The 17,579-nt window shown below is 72.7% G+C and carries 7 protein-coding genes; 2 read left to right on the forward strand and 5 right to left on the reverse strand.

Annotated features, from left to right (window positions below; genetic code table 11):
- Nucleotides 1–43: 43 nt before the first annotated feature.
- Nucleotides 44–1,177: an acetylornithine transaminase gene (locus tag ACIOD1_RS10690; protein ID WP_401902324.1), complete on the forward strand. Its 1,134-nt coding sequence runs from the start codon at nt 44–46 to the stop codon at nt 1,175–1,177.
- 99 nt (nt 1,178–1,276) lie between these two features.
- Here ACIOD1_RS10690 and ACIOD1_RS10695 read toward each other — a convergent pair whose 3' ends face one another.
- From ACIOD1_RS10695 to ACIOD1_RS10705, 3 genes are all read right to left on the reverse strand, one after another.
- A complete protein-coding gene (locus ACIOD1_RS10695) occupies nt 1,277–1,495 on the reverse strand; it encodes a hypothetical protein (RefSeq protein WP_401901517.1) in 219 nt (72 codons plus the stop codon).
- A gap of 107 nt (nt 1,496–1,602) precedes the next feature.
- Nucleotides 1,603–3,183, reverse strand: coding sequence for an amidohydrolase (locus ACIOD1_RS10700; protein ID WP_401901520.1), 1,581 nt, complete (start codon nt 3,181–3,183; stop codon nt 1,603–1,605).
- A 78-nt stretch (nt 3,184–3,261) separates the two neighbouring features.
- Nucleotides 3,262–3,474, reverse strand: coding sequence for an MbtH family protein (locus tag ACIOD1_RS10705; RefSeq protein WP_365612487.1), 213 nt, complete (start codon nt 3,472–3,474; stop codon nt 3,262–3,264).
- Between the two features lie 222 nt (nt 3,475–3,696).
- On the opposite strand from ACIOD1_RS10705, the gene ACIOD1_RS10710 reads away from it, so the two are divergent.
- The gene (locus ACIOD1_RS10710) at nt 3,697–4,806 is read left to right on the forward strand and encodes an alpha/beta fold hydrolase (protein ID WP_401901522.1); all 1,110 of its coding nucleotides are present in this window, start codon (nt 3,697–3,699) and stop codon (nt 4,804–4,806) included.
- Between the two features lie 117 nt (nt 4,807–4,923).
- Here the strand turns inward: ACIOD1_RS10710 and ACIOD1_RS10715 are convergent, their stop codons facing one another.
- Nucleotides 4,924–6,627: an ABC transporter ATP-binding protein gene (locus ACIOD1_RS10715; RefSeq protein WP_365612481.1), complete on the reverse strand. Its 1,704-nt coding sequence runs from the start codon at nt 6,625–6,627 to the stop codon at nt 4,924–4,926.
- Nucleotides 6,614–17,542, reverse strand: coding sequence for an amino acid adenylation domain-containing protein (locus tag ACIOD1_RS10720; RefSeq protein ID WP_401901524.1), 10,929 nt, complete (start codon nt 17,540–17,542; stop codon nt 6,614–6,616). Before ACIOD1_RS10720 ends, ACIOD1_RS10715 begins: the two co-directional genes overlap by 14 nt.
- Between the last annotated feature and the right edge of the window lie 37 nt (nt 17,543–17,579).

The raw sequence follows: 17,579 nt of genomic DNA on the forward strand, positions 1-17,579 counted from the left end.
CGCGGAAGGTACGACCCCGCCGGCCGACCGTTGGCGCGCGGTGATGATGGACACGTACGGCACTCCCCCGCCGGCCCTCGTCAGGGGCGAGGGCAGCACGGTGTGGGACGAGGACGGCCGCGCGTACGCGGACTTCACCAGCGGGATCGCCGTCAACACCCTCGGGCACGCCCACCCGGCCCTGGTCTCGGCGGTACGGGACCAGGTCGCCCGGCTCGGCCACGTGTCGAACCTGTTCGTCTCGGAGCCGCCCGTGGCGCCCGCGGAACTGCTGCCTGCCCTGCTGGGCCGGCCGGGGCGGGTGTTCATCTCGAACTCCGGCGCCGAGGCGGTCGAGGCGGCCTTCAAGATCGCCCACCGGACCGGACGCCCGCACCTCGTGGCGACCGAAGGCGGGTTCCACGGGCGCACCATGGGGGCGCCGGCCCTCACCGGACAGCCGGCCAAGCTCGCCCCCTTCCTGCCGCTGCCGACGGAGGTGACGCACGTCCCCTACGGCGACGCGGCGGCGTTGCGCGCGGCCGTGACCGAGCGCACCGCGGCGGTCTTCCTGGAGCCGGTCCAAGGCGAGGCGGGTGTCATCCCGGCGCCCGAAGGCTACCTGCGCGCCGCCCGCGAGATCACCCTGGCCACGGGCAGTCTGCTGGTCCTGGACGAGGTGCAGACCGGGATCGGTCGCACCGGCCACTGGTTCGCGCACCAGGCGGAGCAGGGCGTGGAGCCCGATGTGATCACCCTGGCCAAGGGCCTGGGCGGTGGTCTGCCGATCGGCGCCACGATCGCCTTCGGGGACGCGGCGAAGCTGCTGACGCCCGGTCAGCACGGTTCCACCTTCGGCGGCAATCCGGTCGCGTGCGCGGCCGGGCTCGCCGTCCTGGAGACCATCGAGAAGGAGGGGCTGCTCGACCACGTCACCCGGGTGGGCGCGCGGCTGCGGCGCGACATCGCGGCACTCGGACACCCCCTGGTGCGCGAGGTCCGGGGCGCGGGGCTGCTCGTGGGCGTCGTCCTGGGCGAGCCGGTGGCCGCGCGGGTCCAACGGGCGGCGCAGGACGCCGGGTTCCTGGTGAACGCGGGGGGTCCGGACGTCGTACGGCCGGCCCCCGCCCTCACGGTGCCGCAAGGGCAGGTCGACGCCTTGGTCGCGGCGCTGCCGGCGGTCCTCAACGCCGCGTAGGGCGACGGCCCCGCACGCGTACGCCCGCGGGGTGGGTCCGTCCCGGCCGGCGGTGGGCGCCGGGCGCGGCGCGTCCCACCGGTGAGTCCGGCGCGTTCGCTATCCGCAGGCGCGGCCGGGGTAGCTGTCGCCCTCCGGGGCGCCCGCCTCGCGCATCCGGTGCAGGACCTCCGGCAGGACCGCGTCGTCCACGTCGCACGGGATGTTGAACTCCCGGTCGAAGACGAGCGGATCGTCCGGGCCCGCGTGCCAGATCACCCAACGCGGCGGGGTGGCCGGCGCCTCCCACAGCGGGGAGAGCCCTTCCAGGATGTTCATCCGGCCACGCACACCGGGCACACCACTCATCACAGGCACACCGTTCACGACAGTCGCATCACTCGCAGCAGTCGCACCACTCACAGCAGTCACATGACTCACACCAATCACAGCTTTCCCGCTTCCGTTGCCTCGTGTCCGTCCACGTACGTCGCCACGACCTCGATGCCGCCGATCCGGGAGCGATCGACCCGCCGCGGATCGTCCCCCAGGACGACCAGGTCGGCGCGCTTTCCGGGGGTGAGGCTGCCGGCGCTGTCCTCCCACCGGCAGGCGTACGCGCCCGCCACCGTGTAGGCGTGCAGCGCCTCTTCGACGGTGATCGCCTCTCGCGGTCCGACCGGCCGTCCGGAGGCGGATGCCCGCTCGACCATGAACTGGACGCCCCGCAGCGGCGCCCCGTCCGTGACGGGCCGGTCCGAACTTCCGACGAGCGTCACTCCGTGGTCCAGGAATCCCCGACCCCGGTACATCCAGGACGCCCGCTCCTCGCCCATCACCCGCGCGTAGTCGTCCCCGAAGGAGTACAGGAAGGTCGGCTGGACGACCGCGCTGACGCCCAGCCCTGCGAAGCGCGGCAGTTGGTCGGGGCGGATCAGCCCGGCGTGCTCGATCCTGTGCCGCGCGTCCGGCCGGGGCCGCAGGCGCTGCGCCCGCTCCAACGCGTCGAGCGCGAGATCGGCGGCGCGGTCGCCGATGGCGTGGAAGGCGAGCTGCCAGCCCGCGAGGTGGCCGTCCACGATGAGCCGGGTGAGGCGCTTGGGATCGTCCTGCAACTGACCGGCGTCGTCCGTCCCCTCGTACGGGGCGGTGAGCGCGGCCGTACGGGCCATCATGCCGCCGTCGGTGTAGATCTTGAGCGCGCCCAGCGACAGCCAGTCGTCACCGAACCCCGTGCGCACGCCCAGGTCCAGGGCCCGGGTGAAGCCGTCCTCCCGGTGCGCGGCGCGCGGACCCAGCGTGTCACCGGCCGCCATGAGCTGGACGCGCAGGGGCAGTCTCGACTGGTCCCGCAGCAATTGGTAGGCGCCCAGTTCCACCGGGCTGTTGCCGAGCAGGCCACCTCCGATGCCCGCCTCGGCGACCGCGGTCACGCCTTCGGCGAGGCAGGTACGGGCGGCCCGCTCGACGGCGTCGGCGATCTCGGACTGGGCGTAGGGCAGCCGGAGCCGCCGCGCCGCGGCCATGGCGCTCTCGGCCAGGAAGCCTTCCAGGTGCGGGACGTCGGCGGGCAGCAGGGCCAGGACCGCGCTGTTGACGACGCATCCGTGGCCCGAGTCGTGCATCAGGAGCACCTTGCGCCCGTGGCAGACCGTGTCCAGTTCGGCGGCGGTCAGGTGGCGGCCCAGGGCCCGTTGGTCGTAGCCCATCACGTCCACCCAGTCGCCGGGCGCGCCCGTACGGGAGGTGGCCTCGGCGACGACCGCCAACACGTCCTCGACCCGCTCGCACGGGGCGACGCTCGGGACCCGCTGCTTGAAGCCGGTCCACGCCAGGTGGACGTGGCTGTCGATGAAACCGGGCAGGACGGTGGCGCCCCCCAGGTCGACCACCTCGCGGGCCGGGAGGGAGGTGACGGCCTCGTCCAGCCCCACGATCCGGCCCCGCCAGATGCCCAGGTCGTGGGCGACCGGGTGGTCCGGGTCCATGGTGAGGATGTTCGCGTTCGTCAGCCTGGTGCACAGCATGGGCAGTCCGTTCGGCGCCGGGTCCTGTGGTCGAGGTCCGGCCGGTCCGCTCGGCCGGCCGGCGAGGAGCCGGACGCGTCAGGCGCCGGTGGCCGCGGCGAGGGAGCGGGGGCGCAGATCGGTCCAGTGGGACTCGATGTACTCCAGGCACGCGTCGCGGCCGGTCGCCTCCAGGACGACCGTCCATCCCCCGGGCACCTCGGCGAAGGACGGCCACAGGGAGTGCTGGCCCTCTTCGTTCACCAGGACCAGGAAACGGCCGTCTGCGTCGTCGAACGGGTTGGTGCTCATGCTGGGGTTCCTCCTGGAGCCGGACGGGACCGGCGGGTTGCGTCGGACGGACGGACCCGCGGTCCGCGAGCGGGCGCCGGGCCCGCACGGCAGATCGATCGTGGATGAAGCGTGGAACGAGAGGGTCTCACACTTAGGTTAGGCTCGCCTAATCATAAATATTAACGTTTCCCCTTCCCCCTCACAAGGAGCGCAGATGCGTGTACTCGAACGGGTCCGGTCGTGACCGGGTCCCCCTCCGGCTCCCCGGCCGGCTCCGAGAGCCCCTTCGCCGCCTTCGGCCTGCCCGGTGCGCCCGGCACCGAGGAGTTCTGGGCGGCGGCGGGGCCGGCGTACGCGCCTTCCGGCGACGGCGGTTGGGTCGCTCTGTTCCTGTGGCGCGGCGCCCCGGTCCTCGTCGAGTTCGAGAGCTGGTCGGATCCGGTGCCGCTCACCCGCTGGCGCGAGACGGACTGCTGGTACGCCGAAGTGCGCATGCCCGCGCGGCTCCGCGTGACCTACCGGTTCGTCACGGACGAGGCCTCGCACGCCGATCCGTACAACCCGGTCGGCGCCGGCGGGGACCGGTCCGTCGCCGCCACGCCCGACGCTCCCCCGCAACCGCACTGGCCCGCCCTCGGCGCCGACGACGTGCTGCCGCTGCCGGCCGTGAGGATCCGCTGGGCGAGCGAGCGGCTCGGCGGCCGGCGGACCGTACGGGTCCACCCGGCGGGCGGCGGCGGGCCGTTGGTCCTGCTGCTCGACGGGGACGACTGGCTGCACCTGCACCCCGCCATGACCGCGTTCGACGCGGCCGTCGCCGCCGGGGACATGCCCCCGGTCACCCTGGTCTTCGTACCGGCCAAGGACCGGCAGGCCGAATTCGGGTGCCGGCCGGAGCTGTGGGAGGCGATACGGGACGAACTGCTGCCGTTGGTGGCCGACTGCGGTGTGCCGGCTAACCCGGACCGTCTGGTGGTCGCCGGGCAGAGCCTCGGCGGACTGAGCGCGATGTACGCGGCGATGGAGTTCCCGGACCTGGTGTCCCGCGTCGCCTGCCAATCGGGGTCGTTCTGGTGGACGCCCGGCGCCGCGGAGCTGCCCGACCCCCTGGGTGGACCGGTCGGCGGCGCCATCGCCGCACGTCTGCGGGAGCGCCCCGCCCCGGCCGGGCTGAGGATCGCCTTCGATCTCGGGGAGCACGAGACGAGGATGCGGCCGCACTGCGAACTGGTCGAGGCACTGACCACCCGGGCCGGCGCGACCGTACGGGTCAGCAGGTCGGCTTCGGACCACGACCGGGCGGGCTGGCGCGAGGCCCTGCTCAGGGACGTCGCCTGGGCACTGGCCTGACCGACACCGGCCCGGGCGCCCGGCACATGGCCGGGCGCCCGGGCCGATGGTCACCGGTGCACCGCGTGAGGATCCACCGCGTGAGGATCCACCACGAGAGGGGTCACCGCGAGACGTTCACCGGGTGACGGCCAGGCGGTACGCCTCGTCACCGGCCAGCAGCGCGCGGTGGGTTCCTTCGGCCGCGACGACTCCGTCGTCCAGCACGAGGACCCGGTCCGCGACGTCCAACAAGGCCGGACTGCTGGTGATCACGAGGGTGGTGCGGCCCCGCCGCAGCTCCGCGAGGTTGCGCGCGACGAGTTGCTCGGTCACCGCGTCGACGGCCGTCGTCGGATCGTGCAGGACGAGCACGTCGCTGTCGGCCGCCAGGGCTCGGGCCAGCGACAACCGCTGGCGCTGGCCCCCGGACAGGTTCGAACCGCGGTCACGGACCTCGTAGTCCAGTCCCTGCCGGTGCAGCGCGACGACATCGGTCAACATGGACGCCTCCACCGCCTCGGGGATCATCCGGCTCGACCCCGAGGGGTCGATGTTGGAGCGGAGCGTGCCGGCGAAGATCTCCGCGTTGTACGGGTTCACCAGGACGCGTTCGCGGACCGCCTCGACCGACAGCTCCGCGAGCTCCCGGCCGCCGAGCCGGACCACTCCCTCGTAGCCGTCCGGCGGGACGTTCACGGCCAGGACCGAGGTGAGGTCGGCGGCCGTCCGCGGCCGGTAGGCCGCGATCGCCGTGAACTCGCCCGCCGGAACGCGGAACTTCACGCCCTGCAGGGACCCGTAGCGGACGCAGTCGATCTCCAGGTCCCCGCCCGGGGCCGGACGCTCCGTCCCCGGGGCCGCCGCCGGCGGGGCGGACAGCACCAGGGCCATCCGCTCCGCCGACGCGCGCGCCATCATCACGTACTTCGGCATGTCCGAGAACAGTCGGAGCGGCTCCATGATGAACTGCGCCAGGCCCACGGCCATGACGAGTTCCCCGATGCCGATCTGCCCGTCGTAGGCGAGCCAGCCGGCCGTCAGCGTCACCGAGGCCGCGAGGACCGAGTTGAGGGCCAGCGCGGTGCCCGCGTAGGCGCCGTTCACCCGGGCGACGGTGACCGACTGCTGCCTCGCCTCCGTGCTGACCTTCCGGTACGACAGGAACGCCGCCTGGTTGCCGCCGAAGCCGTGCAGCGGGCGCAGACCGGTGATCAGGTCGGCGACCTTCGCACCCGCCCGCGCCACCCGGGCCTGTTGCTCCTTGGTGCTGCTGCCGATCCGCTTGGACATGACGCTGAGGATCGACAGGATCGCGACCGTGCCGACCATGACCAGCACGCCGAGCCGGACGCTCGCCATGCTCAGCGCGACCGCCGCGATCAGCACCGAGACCATGGAACTGATCAGCATCGGCACCACCTCGACGATGTCGGCCGTCTGGTCGGCGTCCTCGGTGGCGATGGTGAGCACCTCGCCGGACTTGAGGTCGACGTCCCGGGCCACCGGCTGGAGGCCGCAGGCCGCGACCCGCACCCTCCAGCGGTGCGCCTCGGTCGTGTTGGCCTTCTGCAGGATGCGCATGCCGAACCGCCACGACAGCGATACGACGGTGATGATCACGGCCAGTGCGGCGACCGACAGCGCGAGTGACCCCGGGCTCCGGTCCTGCATCGTGTGCTCGACGATGAGTCCGAGCGCGATCGGAAAGGCTGTCTCGCCCGCTTGGTACAGGCCCATGAGGACGGTGCCCCAGACCATGGCGCCGACGTTGCGGCGTATGGCGGTCCGGAGGATGTCGGATCCCGCGCGGTGGGATCGCTGGGCGTCAGGAGTTGTCATCGAGGTGGTGGGCAATCGCTTCCGGGGTTCGCAGGGTGAACAGATCACGGATCGTGATGACGGGGCCGAATTCACGGCGCAGGAGTCCGACCAGACGTACGGCCAGCATGGAGTGTCCCCCGAGGGAGACGAAGTCGCTCACGGCACTCACCTCGTCGTCGTCCAGGTCCAGGGCCTCGGCGAAGTACTCGCACACCAAGGCCTCGGTCTCGGTCTCGGGGCCGCGCTCGACCGAAGTGGTCAGCGCGCCCAGGGGCTTGGGCTCCGGCAGAGCCTTGATGTCAGCCTTCCCGTTCACCGTGAGCGGGATGCCGGCGACCTGCGCGTAGTGCGTCGGGCGCAGGAAGTCGGGGAGTGCGGCGCCCACCTCGGCGGCGACCGCCGCCAGGTCGGAACCGTCCAGCACGAGGTACGCGGCCAGCCGGTACGCGCCGTCGACCTGCGGATCCGGCTGGGCGACGGCGGCGGTATACCGTACCGCCGGATGCGCCGCGAAGGCCGCCTCGACCTCACCCAGCTCGACCCTGTGCCCGCGGATCTTGACCTGCTGGTCGGTGCGACCGAGGTACATCAGGTTCCCGTCGGGACGCCGGATCACCAGGTCGCCGGTGCGGTACATGCGCTCGCCGGGCGCACCGAACGGGGACGCGACGAACCGGTGCGCGGTCTGACCCGGCATGCCCAGGTAGCCGCGGGCGATGCCGACGCCCGAGACGTACAGCTCGCCGGGAACCCCGTCCGGCAGCGGCCGGAGCCACGGGTCGAGCACGAACACGTCGGTGTTGTCGATCGCCACGCCCACCACCGGGTCCTGGCACTCGAAGGTGCCGACTCCCAGGGTGTTGATGGTGTATTCGGTGGGTCCGTACAGGTTGTAGCCGACCGTCCCCTCGGTCTCGGCGAGCCGCTGCCACAGGGTCGGGGTGACCGCCTCACCGCCCAGTAGGACCAGCGCGGGGCGCCGGGCCGGATCGTCCAACAGGCCCTCGCCCGCCAGTTGCCCGGCGTAGGTGGGGGTCACGTTGACGACGTCGATCCCGTGCTCACCGCAGTACTCGACCAGTGCGGGCGCGTCGCGGCGCAGTTCCTCGTCGCAGATGTGCACCTCGTGGCCGTCGGCGAGCCAGAGCAGTTCCTCCCACGACATGTCGAAGGCGAACGACACGGTGTGGGCGATCTTGAAGATCCGGTTCCCGTGTTCCGCCAGCACCGGCTCGAAGATGCGGCGCTGGTGGTTGATCAGCATGTTGGTGAGACCCGCGTACTCGGTCACCACGCCCTTGGGCTTGCCGGTGGAACCCGAGGTGTAGATCGTGTACGCCGGGTGCCGCAACCGCTGCGGGTCGTCCGGCGCGAACGTCACGAACGGCTCGGCCTCCGGGAGGGGCCGGTCCAGCTCGATCAGGTCACCGGTCAGCCGCGACGACACGCCGCTGACGGTGAGGATCACCTCTGGGCGGGCGTCCGCGACGATCGCGGCGATCCGCTCGTCCGGGTGGTCCAGCTCCAGCGGCACGTAGGCGGCTCCGGTGCGGAGCACCGCGAACAGCGCCACGATCCAGTCGAGGGAGCGCGGGATCGCGAGACCCACGGTCCGCTCGGGGCCGGTGCCCCGTGCGGCGAGCACACCGGCCAGCTCACGGCTGCGATCGCGGAGTTCCGCGAAGGTCATGCTCCGGCCGTGCGAGACGAGCGCGATCCGCTCCGGGGCGCGGTCCGCCGCGAGGTCGAACCGGTCGACGACGGTGTCGGTGCCGATGTCGGTACGGACGCCGGGTCGCGGCACGGGCCCGAGGCCCCGCAGCGCGCCCACCGGCCCGGTGGCGCGGGACAGGTCCTCCAGCACGCCCACGTAGTCGTCGAGGAGCCGGCGGGCGTCGTCGCAGTCGCCGTGGCGGTGCTCCAGCTTGACCGTGAGCCGGTCGCCGGGGGTGACGACCCAGGTGAACGGGTAGTGGGTGGAGTCGTCCGACTTCACCGCGGTGATGCCGTGGCGGGCGTTCATCTCGGCGAAGGCGTCCATGTCCAGGAAGTTCTGGAGCACGAACAGGTTGTCGAAGAGGGCGTCGTGTCCGCCGGCCCGCTGGATCTCGCCGAGACCCAGGTGCTCGTGCTCCATGCCCTCGACCCGGGCGGCCTGCACGGCCGTCAGGTAGTCCCGGACCGTGTCGTCCGGCCGGGCCCGCGTCCACATCGGCACGGTGTTGAGCAGCACTCCGACGACCTCGGACAGCCCCTCGCCCTCGCGGCCGGACACGGTCACGCCGAACACGGCGTCACCGCGGCCCGTGTGGGCGCCGAGGAGCAGGCCGAACGCGCCGGTGAGGACCGAGTTCAGCGTGACCCCGTGCGTCTTGGCGGTCTGCCGCAGCAGGTCCGACTGCTCGACGGACAGTACGTGGACGAGCGCGGGCGGCAGGTCCTCCGTCAGGGTCGGCGCCGGTCCGGCGAGCAGCGTCGGGCCGGGGAGCCCGGCCAGGTGCCGCGCCCAGAAGCGCTCCGACTCGGCCGGGTCCTTCGCCGCGATCACCCGGGCGTGGTCCTCGAAGCCCGGCGTGGCCGGGATCGCGGCCGGCTGCTCGCCGGCGAGCACGGACCGGTAGGCCTCGAACAGGTCCCGGAGCACGATCGCGCGGGACCATCCGTCCCACAGCAGCAGGTGGTAGCTGAGGAGCAGGCCGTCGCGGCCGTCGGGCAGCCGGACCACGGTCAGCCGGACCAGGGGCGGTTCGGCCGGATCGAATCCGGTGTTGCGGTCCCGGACGCGGAAGGCTTCGACTTCCGCGTCGCTCGACAGCTCGACGGTGTGGACGTCGACGCGGCGGCCCGCCTTGAGGACCTGCACCGGGTGGCCGTCCTCGTCGGTGGTGAAGCCCGCGCCGACGACCGGGTGTCGGGCGATTACCCGGGCCATGGCCTCGGCCAGCGCGTCGGTGTCCAGGCGCCGGTCGAAGGCGAAGTAGCTCTGCGCGACGTAGTGTCCGGCCGAGCCGGCCATCTGGGCCTGGAAGTACAGGCCCCGCTGGAGCGGAGTGACCGGCGCCGTGCGCTCGGCCGTCACGGAGGCGTCCGCGACGGCCTCCAGGGCGTCCAGCCAGTGCCCGGTGATCTCGTCGGGGATCTCCTCGGCGAGGGTGAAGGTCGCGTGCAGGCTGCCGGTGGCCGCGTCGGTCCAGGCGTTGACCTCCACGGCGTACGGGCTTCCCTGGTCGCCGCCCGTGATGTGCAGCGCCTGGGACTCGCTGCCCCGGCCGAGGTAGTTGAACAGCACCTGCGGGCGGGCGGTCAGCAGCGGCGCCGTCTGCGGGTTCAGGTACCGCAGGAGGCCGTAGGCGGTGTGCCCGGCCTCGTCCGGCTGTCGTTCGGCGAGCTCTCGGGCCGCCGCGACCGGGTCGATCCGCGCGGTGAGCCGTACGGGCGCGATGGCGGTGAACCAGCCGACGGTGCGCGTGTAGTCGTGGTGTTCCGCCGCCGGAACCCGGCCGTGGCGCTCCAGCTCGATCGCGAGATCCGCGGGCGAGGACTGGACGTGAGTCAGCGCGGTGCGCAGCGCGCCGCACAGCAGCTCGGTGAGCGCGACGCCGAGAGCGGCGGGCGCGGTACGCGTCACCCGGGCGCTGACCTCGGGGTCGAGCACGACGGTGGTGTCGCGCAGGGCGCCGACCGCGGGAAGCAGCGCGGGCGCCCGGAGGGTGTCGATCCAGTGCCCGAGGTCGGCGACGTCGTCGGCGGCCCGCAGGGTCAGTGTCTCGGCGTACTCGGCGTAGGAGGTGGTCGCGGGGGCGAGGGGCTCGCCGCGCAGTGCGGCCTCCATGTCGTCCAGCAGGATCAGCCACGACACCGAGTCGACCGCGAGGTGGTGGACGGTGATCACCAGGGTGTGGGTCGCCGCGAGCCAGGTGAACGCGATGACGTCGCCGTTTTCGGGGTCGAGCAGTGCGGCGGCCCCGTTGGCGGCGGTCCGGGCGTCGGCCGTGTCCGCGCGGACCACGGTGGCCCCGTCGGCGGGTTCGGTGCGCAGGCTCCACACCCCGTGCTCGGCGTGCAGCCGCATGCGCAGGGCCGGGTGGGCGGCCACCACGGCGTTCGCGGCGCGCTCGATGTCGGCGAGCCCGGTCCCCTCGGCCACCTCCAGCGACCTCGCCTGGACGAACCGGGCGAGGGAGCCGCCCAGTTCCCGCTGGCGCAGGATGATCGGCGTCGGCGCCACCGGGCCGTCGGCACGCCGCGCGGGGGCGGTCGTCGCAGCGGTTTCCCGGGTCTGGGGAGCGCGCGCGGCCAGGGTCTCGGCGAGGGCCCTGGGGGTCTTCATGAGGAACACGTCGCGCGGGGCGATCGGCAGACCGAGCGCCCTGGCCCGGTTGACCACGGTGATGGCGGTGATGCTGTCGCCGCCGGCGCCGAAGAAGTCGGTGTCGGCGTCGGCCGACGGGTGGGAGAGCGTGTCGGCGAAGACGGCGACCAGGGAGGCGAGCGCGGAATCGTCGGAGCCGGAGCCGGTGACGGCCACCGGGGTGTCGTCCCGCGCGGCCCGCGCGGCCAGTGCCTTGCGGTCCAGCTTGCCGTTGACGGTCAGCGGCAGGGCGTCCACCGACAGGACCCGGCCCGGCAGCATGTGGACGGGCAGCTTCGTGGTGAGGAGGACGGACAGGTCGCCCTGCACGCGGCCCACGAGGTGCGCGACCAGGTGGTCCCCGCTGTCCGCGACGGTGACGGCCACGTCGACCACGCCGTCGAGTTCCCGGATCGCGGCCTCGACCTCGCCGAGCTCGATGCGGAAGCCCTTGAGCTGCACCTGGTCGTCGGCGCGGCCGGCGAACTCCAGCTCGCCGTCGAGGGTACGGCGGGCGAGGTCGCCGGTGTGGTACATGCGGGAGCCGTCGTTCGCGAACGGGTTCGCCACGAACCGGCCGGCGGTGAGGCCCGGCCGGCCCAGGTAGCCCAGCGCCACCTGGTCGCCGGCCACGTAGATGGCGCCCACCCGGCCCGGCGGCACCGGCCTGAGCCGGTCGTCGAGCAGGTGGGTGATCAGGCCGGGGATGGGACCGCCGATGGGGCTGACGTCGTCGCCGGGGCCGAAGTCCTCGTCGGTCAGCACCCGGTGGGTCACGTGGACGGTCGTTTCGGTGATGCCGTACATGTTGACGAGTTCGGTCGAGGAGGTCCCGTGCCGCTCGACCCAGCCGCGCAGCCGTCCGAGGTCCAGCGCCTCGCCGCCGAAGATGACCCGGCGCAGGGCCGTGAGCGGTTCACCGGCGTGCCGGTCGGCCTCGATGAACTGGTAGAAGGCCGAGGGCGTCTGGTTGAGCACCGTCACCCCGCGCTCACGGACCAGCCGGTGGAAGTCGACGGGGGAACGGGTCAGACCGTAGTCGGGGACCAGCAGCTCGCCGCCGTGCACCAGCGCGCCCCACAGCTCCCAGACCGCGAAGTCGAAGGAGTAGGAGTGGAACTGGACCCACACGTCGGCCGGGCCGAAGTCCATGTCGGGCCGGGTGTTGGCGAGCAGCGACACCACGCTGGAGTGCGGGACGACGACGCCCTTGGGCCGGCCGGTCGACCCGGAGGTGTAGATCACGTAGGCGGGGTCGTGTCCGCCCACCTCCTCCGCCACGGCCTCCGCGGTGTCCTGCGCCGGCTCGTCGCCCTGCACCAGTACGCGGGCGGCGACGCCGGCCCGGTCGAGCAGCGCCGTGAAACGCTCCCGCTGTTCGGGCGAGACGAGGACGGCCTGTGGCGCGGCGTCCGCGAGGACGTACTCCAGGCGGTCGTCCGGGTACGCCATGTCCAGCGGTACGTAGGCACCGCCCGCGCTGACGATCGCGACCAGGGCGACGACCTGCTCGACGGAGCGCGGGACGGCGACGGCCACACGCTGACCGGGCCGGACCCCGGCCGCGCGCAGGGTGGCGGCCAGCCCGTCCTTCGCTTCGGCCAGTTCGGCGTAGGTCAGCGAACGGGTGGCGCCGTCGAGTGCGCACTGGGTGACGGCGGTGGCCCCCGGGTTCCGCCCCACGGCGGCGTCGAACAGGCTGCCGAGGGTCGCCCCGTCGGTCGGCACCGGGCTCCGCGTCGCTTCCGGCTCCAGGCCGGCGACCAAGGCGTCCGGCCGGGTGAGCAGGGCGCCCAGGGTGTGCGTGAACCCACGCAGGATGTCCTGGGCGCTGCTCTCCCGGAGCAGTGCGCCGTCGTAGATCAGGTTGAAGCGCACGCGCCCGTCGAGGGACCGCTCGACCACCAGGGTGAGCGGGTAGTGCGGCGCGCCCTCGTTGACGAGGCCCGTGATGGACAGGGTGTCGCCGGGGCGGCGCAGGGCGGCCACGTCGGTCGCCACGTCGAACACCACGAGGGTGTCGAAGAGGGGCCCGACGCCGGCCTGGCGGCCGATCCGGGCCAGCGAGACGTGCTGGTGGGGCAGTACGGCGCCCTGATGTTCGCGCACCGAGGCGAGCAGCTCGCGCGCCGTCGTGCCGCCGGCCCACCGCGCGCGCAGCGGGATGGTGTTGATGAACAGGCCGACCATGTCCCCGATGCCGGGCACGTCGGCGTCGCGGCCGGAGACGGTGGAGCCGAACACCACGTCGCCGGAGTGCAGGATGCCGCCGAGCGTCACCGCCCAGGCGCTGTGCACGGCCACGCTCAGGGTCACGCCGGCCGACCGGACGGCCGCGTCCACGTCGTAGTCCGGTTCCGCGGAGGTGTCGGCGAACCGGTCGGAGGGGGTGTGCTCCTCGGCCACCAGCGAGGGGCCGGACAGCTCGGCGAACTCGGCGGACCACACCCGGTCGCTCTCGTCGGAGTCCCGTCCGGCGAGCCAGCCGACGTAGTCGGGGAAGCCACCCAGGGGGTACACGGACCCCGGGGCGTGGTACTCGGCGAGCAGCGCGCGCAGCATGGGCGGCACCGACCAGCCGTCGGCGATGATGTGGTGCACGGTCTGCACCAGGACGTCGCGGCCGGATTCCGGGTCGTGGATCAGGGTGAAACGCATCAGCGGGCCGGTGGCGAGGTCGAAGCCGGCGCGGCGGTCCCGCTCGGCGTACGCACGGATCTCCTCGGCGGTGATGCCGGGCCGCTCCAGCGTGGTGAAGGGCGCCTCGGCGCCGCCGTCGAGCACGGAGACGACACGGCCGTCGGCGAGGGCGGTGAACCGTGCGGCCAGGTTCGGATACAGGGCGAGCAGCCGGGTGGCCGCGTCGGCGAGCCGGTCGGCGTCGAGCGCGCCCTCCAGCGTCAGCAGCTGCTGTTCGACGTAGCTGCCCGCGGAGTCGTCGTCGAAGACCGAGTGGAAGTACAGGCCCTCTTGCAGCGGGGTCAGGGGCAGGACGGCGCGCAGCGTGGGCCCGTCCAGGGCGTCGATGTCCGCCTGGGTCAGCTCCACCAGCGGGAAGTCGCTCGGTGTGTGGCCGCCCTCGTCGAGCGCGGCCAGTCCGGCGAGGGCGTCCCGGAAGTGTCCGCCGATGGTTTCGATGTCGGCGTCGGTGAACATCCCCTCGGGCCAGGAGATGGTGGTGACCAGCTCGAACTCGCCGTTGGCGTCGGGCTCGGCGATCGCGTTGAACTCCAGGGCGCGCTGGAGGCGCATCCTCGGGTCGCGCTTCTCGCCCAGCTGTCCGGTGGTTCCGCAGAGCTGCCAGTCGCCGGAGGCGCCCGCGTCGAAACGTCCGAGGTAGTTGAACAGGACCTGGGGTGCGGGGGCGGTGAAGGTCGCGTCGGACAGGTAGCGCAGGGCTCCGTACGAGACACCGTTGCCGGGCAGGCGGGCCAGGTCTTCCTTGACGGCCTTGAGGGCGGCGGCCAGGTACGCGGGGGCGGTGAGGTCCTCCGCCGTGCCGGGGTCGACGGTCACGGGGAACAGCGTCGTGAACCAGCCGACCGTCCGCGACAGCTCCGGTTCGACGCCGGAGGCGCCCGCGACGTGGCGCCCTTCGCGTCCGTGGCCCTCCAGCTCGATGTGCGCGAAGGTCTGGTCCTGGCCGCGGCCGCGGCGCCACCGGGCTAGGGCGAGGGCGAGCCCGGTCAGCAGGACGTCGTTGACGCGCGCGTGGAACTTCGCCGGGACGTCGCCGAGCAGCGCGGCGGTGGTCTCGGGGCCGACCGTGACGCTCAGGTGCCTTTCCCGGTCGACCGTGTCGGCTTCGGACAGCGGGCGCGTGCCCAGCGGTGCGTCCGGGCCCGGCAGGGGGCGTTCGAAGTAGGCGCGGTCCTGGTCGAAGGCGGCGCTCTCCAGCTGCTGGGTCCAGCGGCGGAACGACGTTCCCACGGTGGGCAGTTCGACCGGTTCGCCCGCGGAGCACTGGCGCCATGCCGTGGCGAGGTCCTCCAGCAGCACGCGCCAGGACACTCCGTCGATCACCACGTGGTGGACGACGACGACCAGTTGGCGTGCCTCGCGGCGCCAGACGGCTCGCAGCATCACGCCGTTGTCCGGGTCCAGGCCTTCGGTGGCGAGGGCCGTGCACGCGTCGAGCGACAGGTCGCTCTCCTGCCAGCCGGCCACGGCCGTGTCGGACTCCGGGATGTCGAAGCTCCAGCGGTCGCCGCGCACGAGCCGGGCGCGCAGCATGTCGTGGCGGGCCACGACGGAGGTGAGGACGGTGTCGAGGGTGTCGGCGGTGAGGTCGGCCGGGGTGTTCAGCACGACCGACTGCACGAAGCCGTCGATCGCGTCCGTGACCTCGCCCAGCCACTGGACGACGGGCGATCCCGTGACGGGGCCGGTCGCGATGTCGCCGTGGTCCACCCGGGCCACGTCGTCGCGGCTCGCCACCGCCGCGAGTGCGCCCAGGAGGCTGTTGGTGAAGATCTGCCCGGCGGTGACGTAGAGGCCGGCGTCGCGCAGCGCGCTCAGCAGCGAGATCGCGAGGATGCTGTCCCCGCCGAGCTGGAAGAAGTCCTGGTCGACGCCGACCTCCTCCAGGCGCAGCACGGACGCGACGGCGGCGCACACCGCGCGCTCGTTGTCGGTGGAGGGGCGCAGGAACGAGCCGGTCGCGAGCTCGGGCTCGGGTAGCGCACGCCGGTCCAACTTGCCGTTCGCGGTGAGCGGGAACGCGCGCATCACGACGACGTGGGTCGGCACCATGTACTCCACCATGTGCCCGGTGGCCCACTCCTTGACCTCGTCCGCCCGCAGCTCCTCACTTCCGGCGGCCGGGATCACGTAACCCACGAGATAGTTGCCGCCCGCGCTGTTCTTCTTCACGACGACGCAGGTGTGTCGTACCGCGGGGTGTTCGGCGAGACCGGCCTCGACGTCCTCCAGTTCGAGCCGCATGCCGCGGATCTTCACCTGGTTGTCGGCACGGCCGAGGAAGTCCAGGGACCCGTCCGGGGCGAACCGCGCGAGGTCGCCGGTCCGGTAGAGCCGGGACCCGTCGCGGGCGAAGGGGTTGGCCACGAACCGGGACGCGGTCAGTGCCGGGGCTCCCGCGTATCCGCGTCCCAGGAGGAACCCGCCGACGTACAGCTCGCCGCCGACCCCGACCGGGACCGGGCGCAGCTCGTCGTCCAGCACGTACAGCTGGGTGTTGGGGTTGGCCTTGCCGATCGAGGTCGACAGGCGTTCCGCCGCGCCCCGGTAGATGACGTGGGAGACGCCGATGGTGGTCTCGGCCGGTCCGTAGCCGTGGTACATGGGGATGTCGAGCTTGGTGCGGTACCGCTCGTACAGCTCCGGGGTGAGCACCTCGCCGCCGCACCACACGTGGCGGAGGCTGTCGAGGCGTCCGGAGTCGCCGGCCATCTCCAGCAGGACGTCCAGCATGGACGACACGAGGTAGGTGAAGGTGACGCGCTGCTCGGCGATGACGCTCAGCAGGTGGTGCGGGTCGCGCTCGCCGCCGGGCCGCAGGACGACCAGCCGGCCGCCGCACACCAGGGGCAGGAAGACCTCGTTGATGGATATGTCGAAGGACAACGGCGCCTTGAACAGCGACGCGTCGTCGTGGCCGAAGCCGAGGATGTCGTTGACCTGCCACAGCAGGCGCTCGCTGATCGCCTCGTGCCGGATCATCGCGCCCTTGGGGCGGCCGGTCGAACCGGAGGTGAAGATCACGTAGGCCAGGGCGTCGCCGGGGACGTGGATCCCGGTGTCCTCGACGGGCCGCGCCGTGTGGGCCCAGTCGTCGATGTCGACGGCGATGGCGGCCGGTTCCGCGGGGTCGTGCTCACCGGAGTCGTTGAGCTGTACGACGACCCGTGCGTCGTCGATGACGACGGCCCGGCGCGCGGCGGGCCACTGCGGGTCGAGCGGTACGAACGCGCAACCGGCGCGGAGCACGCCGAGCAGGCCGATCACCATGTCGGCGGAGCGGCCGAGCGAGATGCCGACGACCTGCTCGGCCGTGAGTCCGCGTCCGATCAGGTCGTGGGCCAGCTGGGCCGACAGCTCCGCCGCCTGGCGGTAGGTCAGCGACCGGTGTTCGTCCACGATGGCGACCGCGTCCGGCCTGACGCGCGCCTGCTCCAGGAACAGTTGCACGATCGTCGGCCGGACCCGGTCGGCCCCGGTGTCGTTCCACCGGGCCAGGGCCGTGAGTCGCTCCGCCGGGCCGGACGGGGTGATGGTGCCGAGCGGGCGGTCCGGGAAGTCCGCCAGGTCGTCGAGCGCGCGCTGCGCGTCGGACGGCAGGACTCCTTCGGGAACGGTGATGCCCATTCCGTCCGGGCCGGCGTCGCCGACCTCCCAACCGGCGGGCGTCGTGCCGCCGTTGGCGGTCCATCCGAGGACGTCCGCGAACAGCGTGCCGGGGGTCGGGTCCAGGCCCTCGGGGCCTTGGCCCGTCGCCCAGTACGACAGACCGATGGCACACGCCTCGGCGATGGTCCGGTCGGAGTGGTCGCCGGTGCGCCGGCGCACGTCGGCCAGACGCGAAGGAGAGATCAGCACGAGACGAGCGCTCGGTTCCATCATTGAAGACTCAACACCCTTCCAAGGTACTAAGGTCAGC

The organism is Streptomyces sp. NPDC088097 (genome assembly GCF_044741845.1).
In the GTDB taxonomy this organism is placed as follows: domain Bacteria; phylum Actinomycetota; class Actinomycetes; order Streptomycetales; family Streptomycetaceae; genus Streptomyces.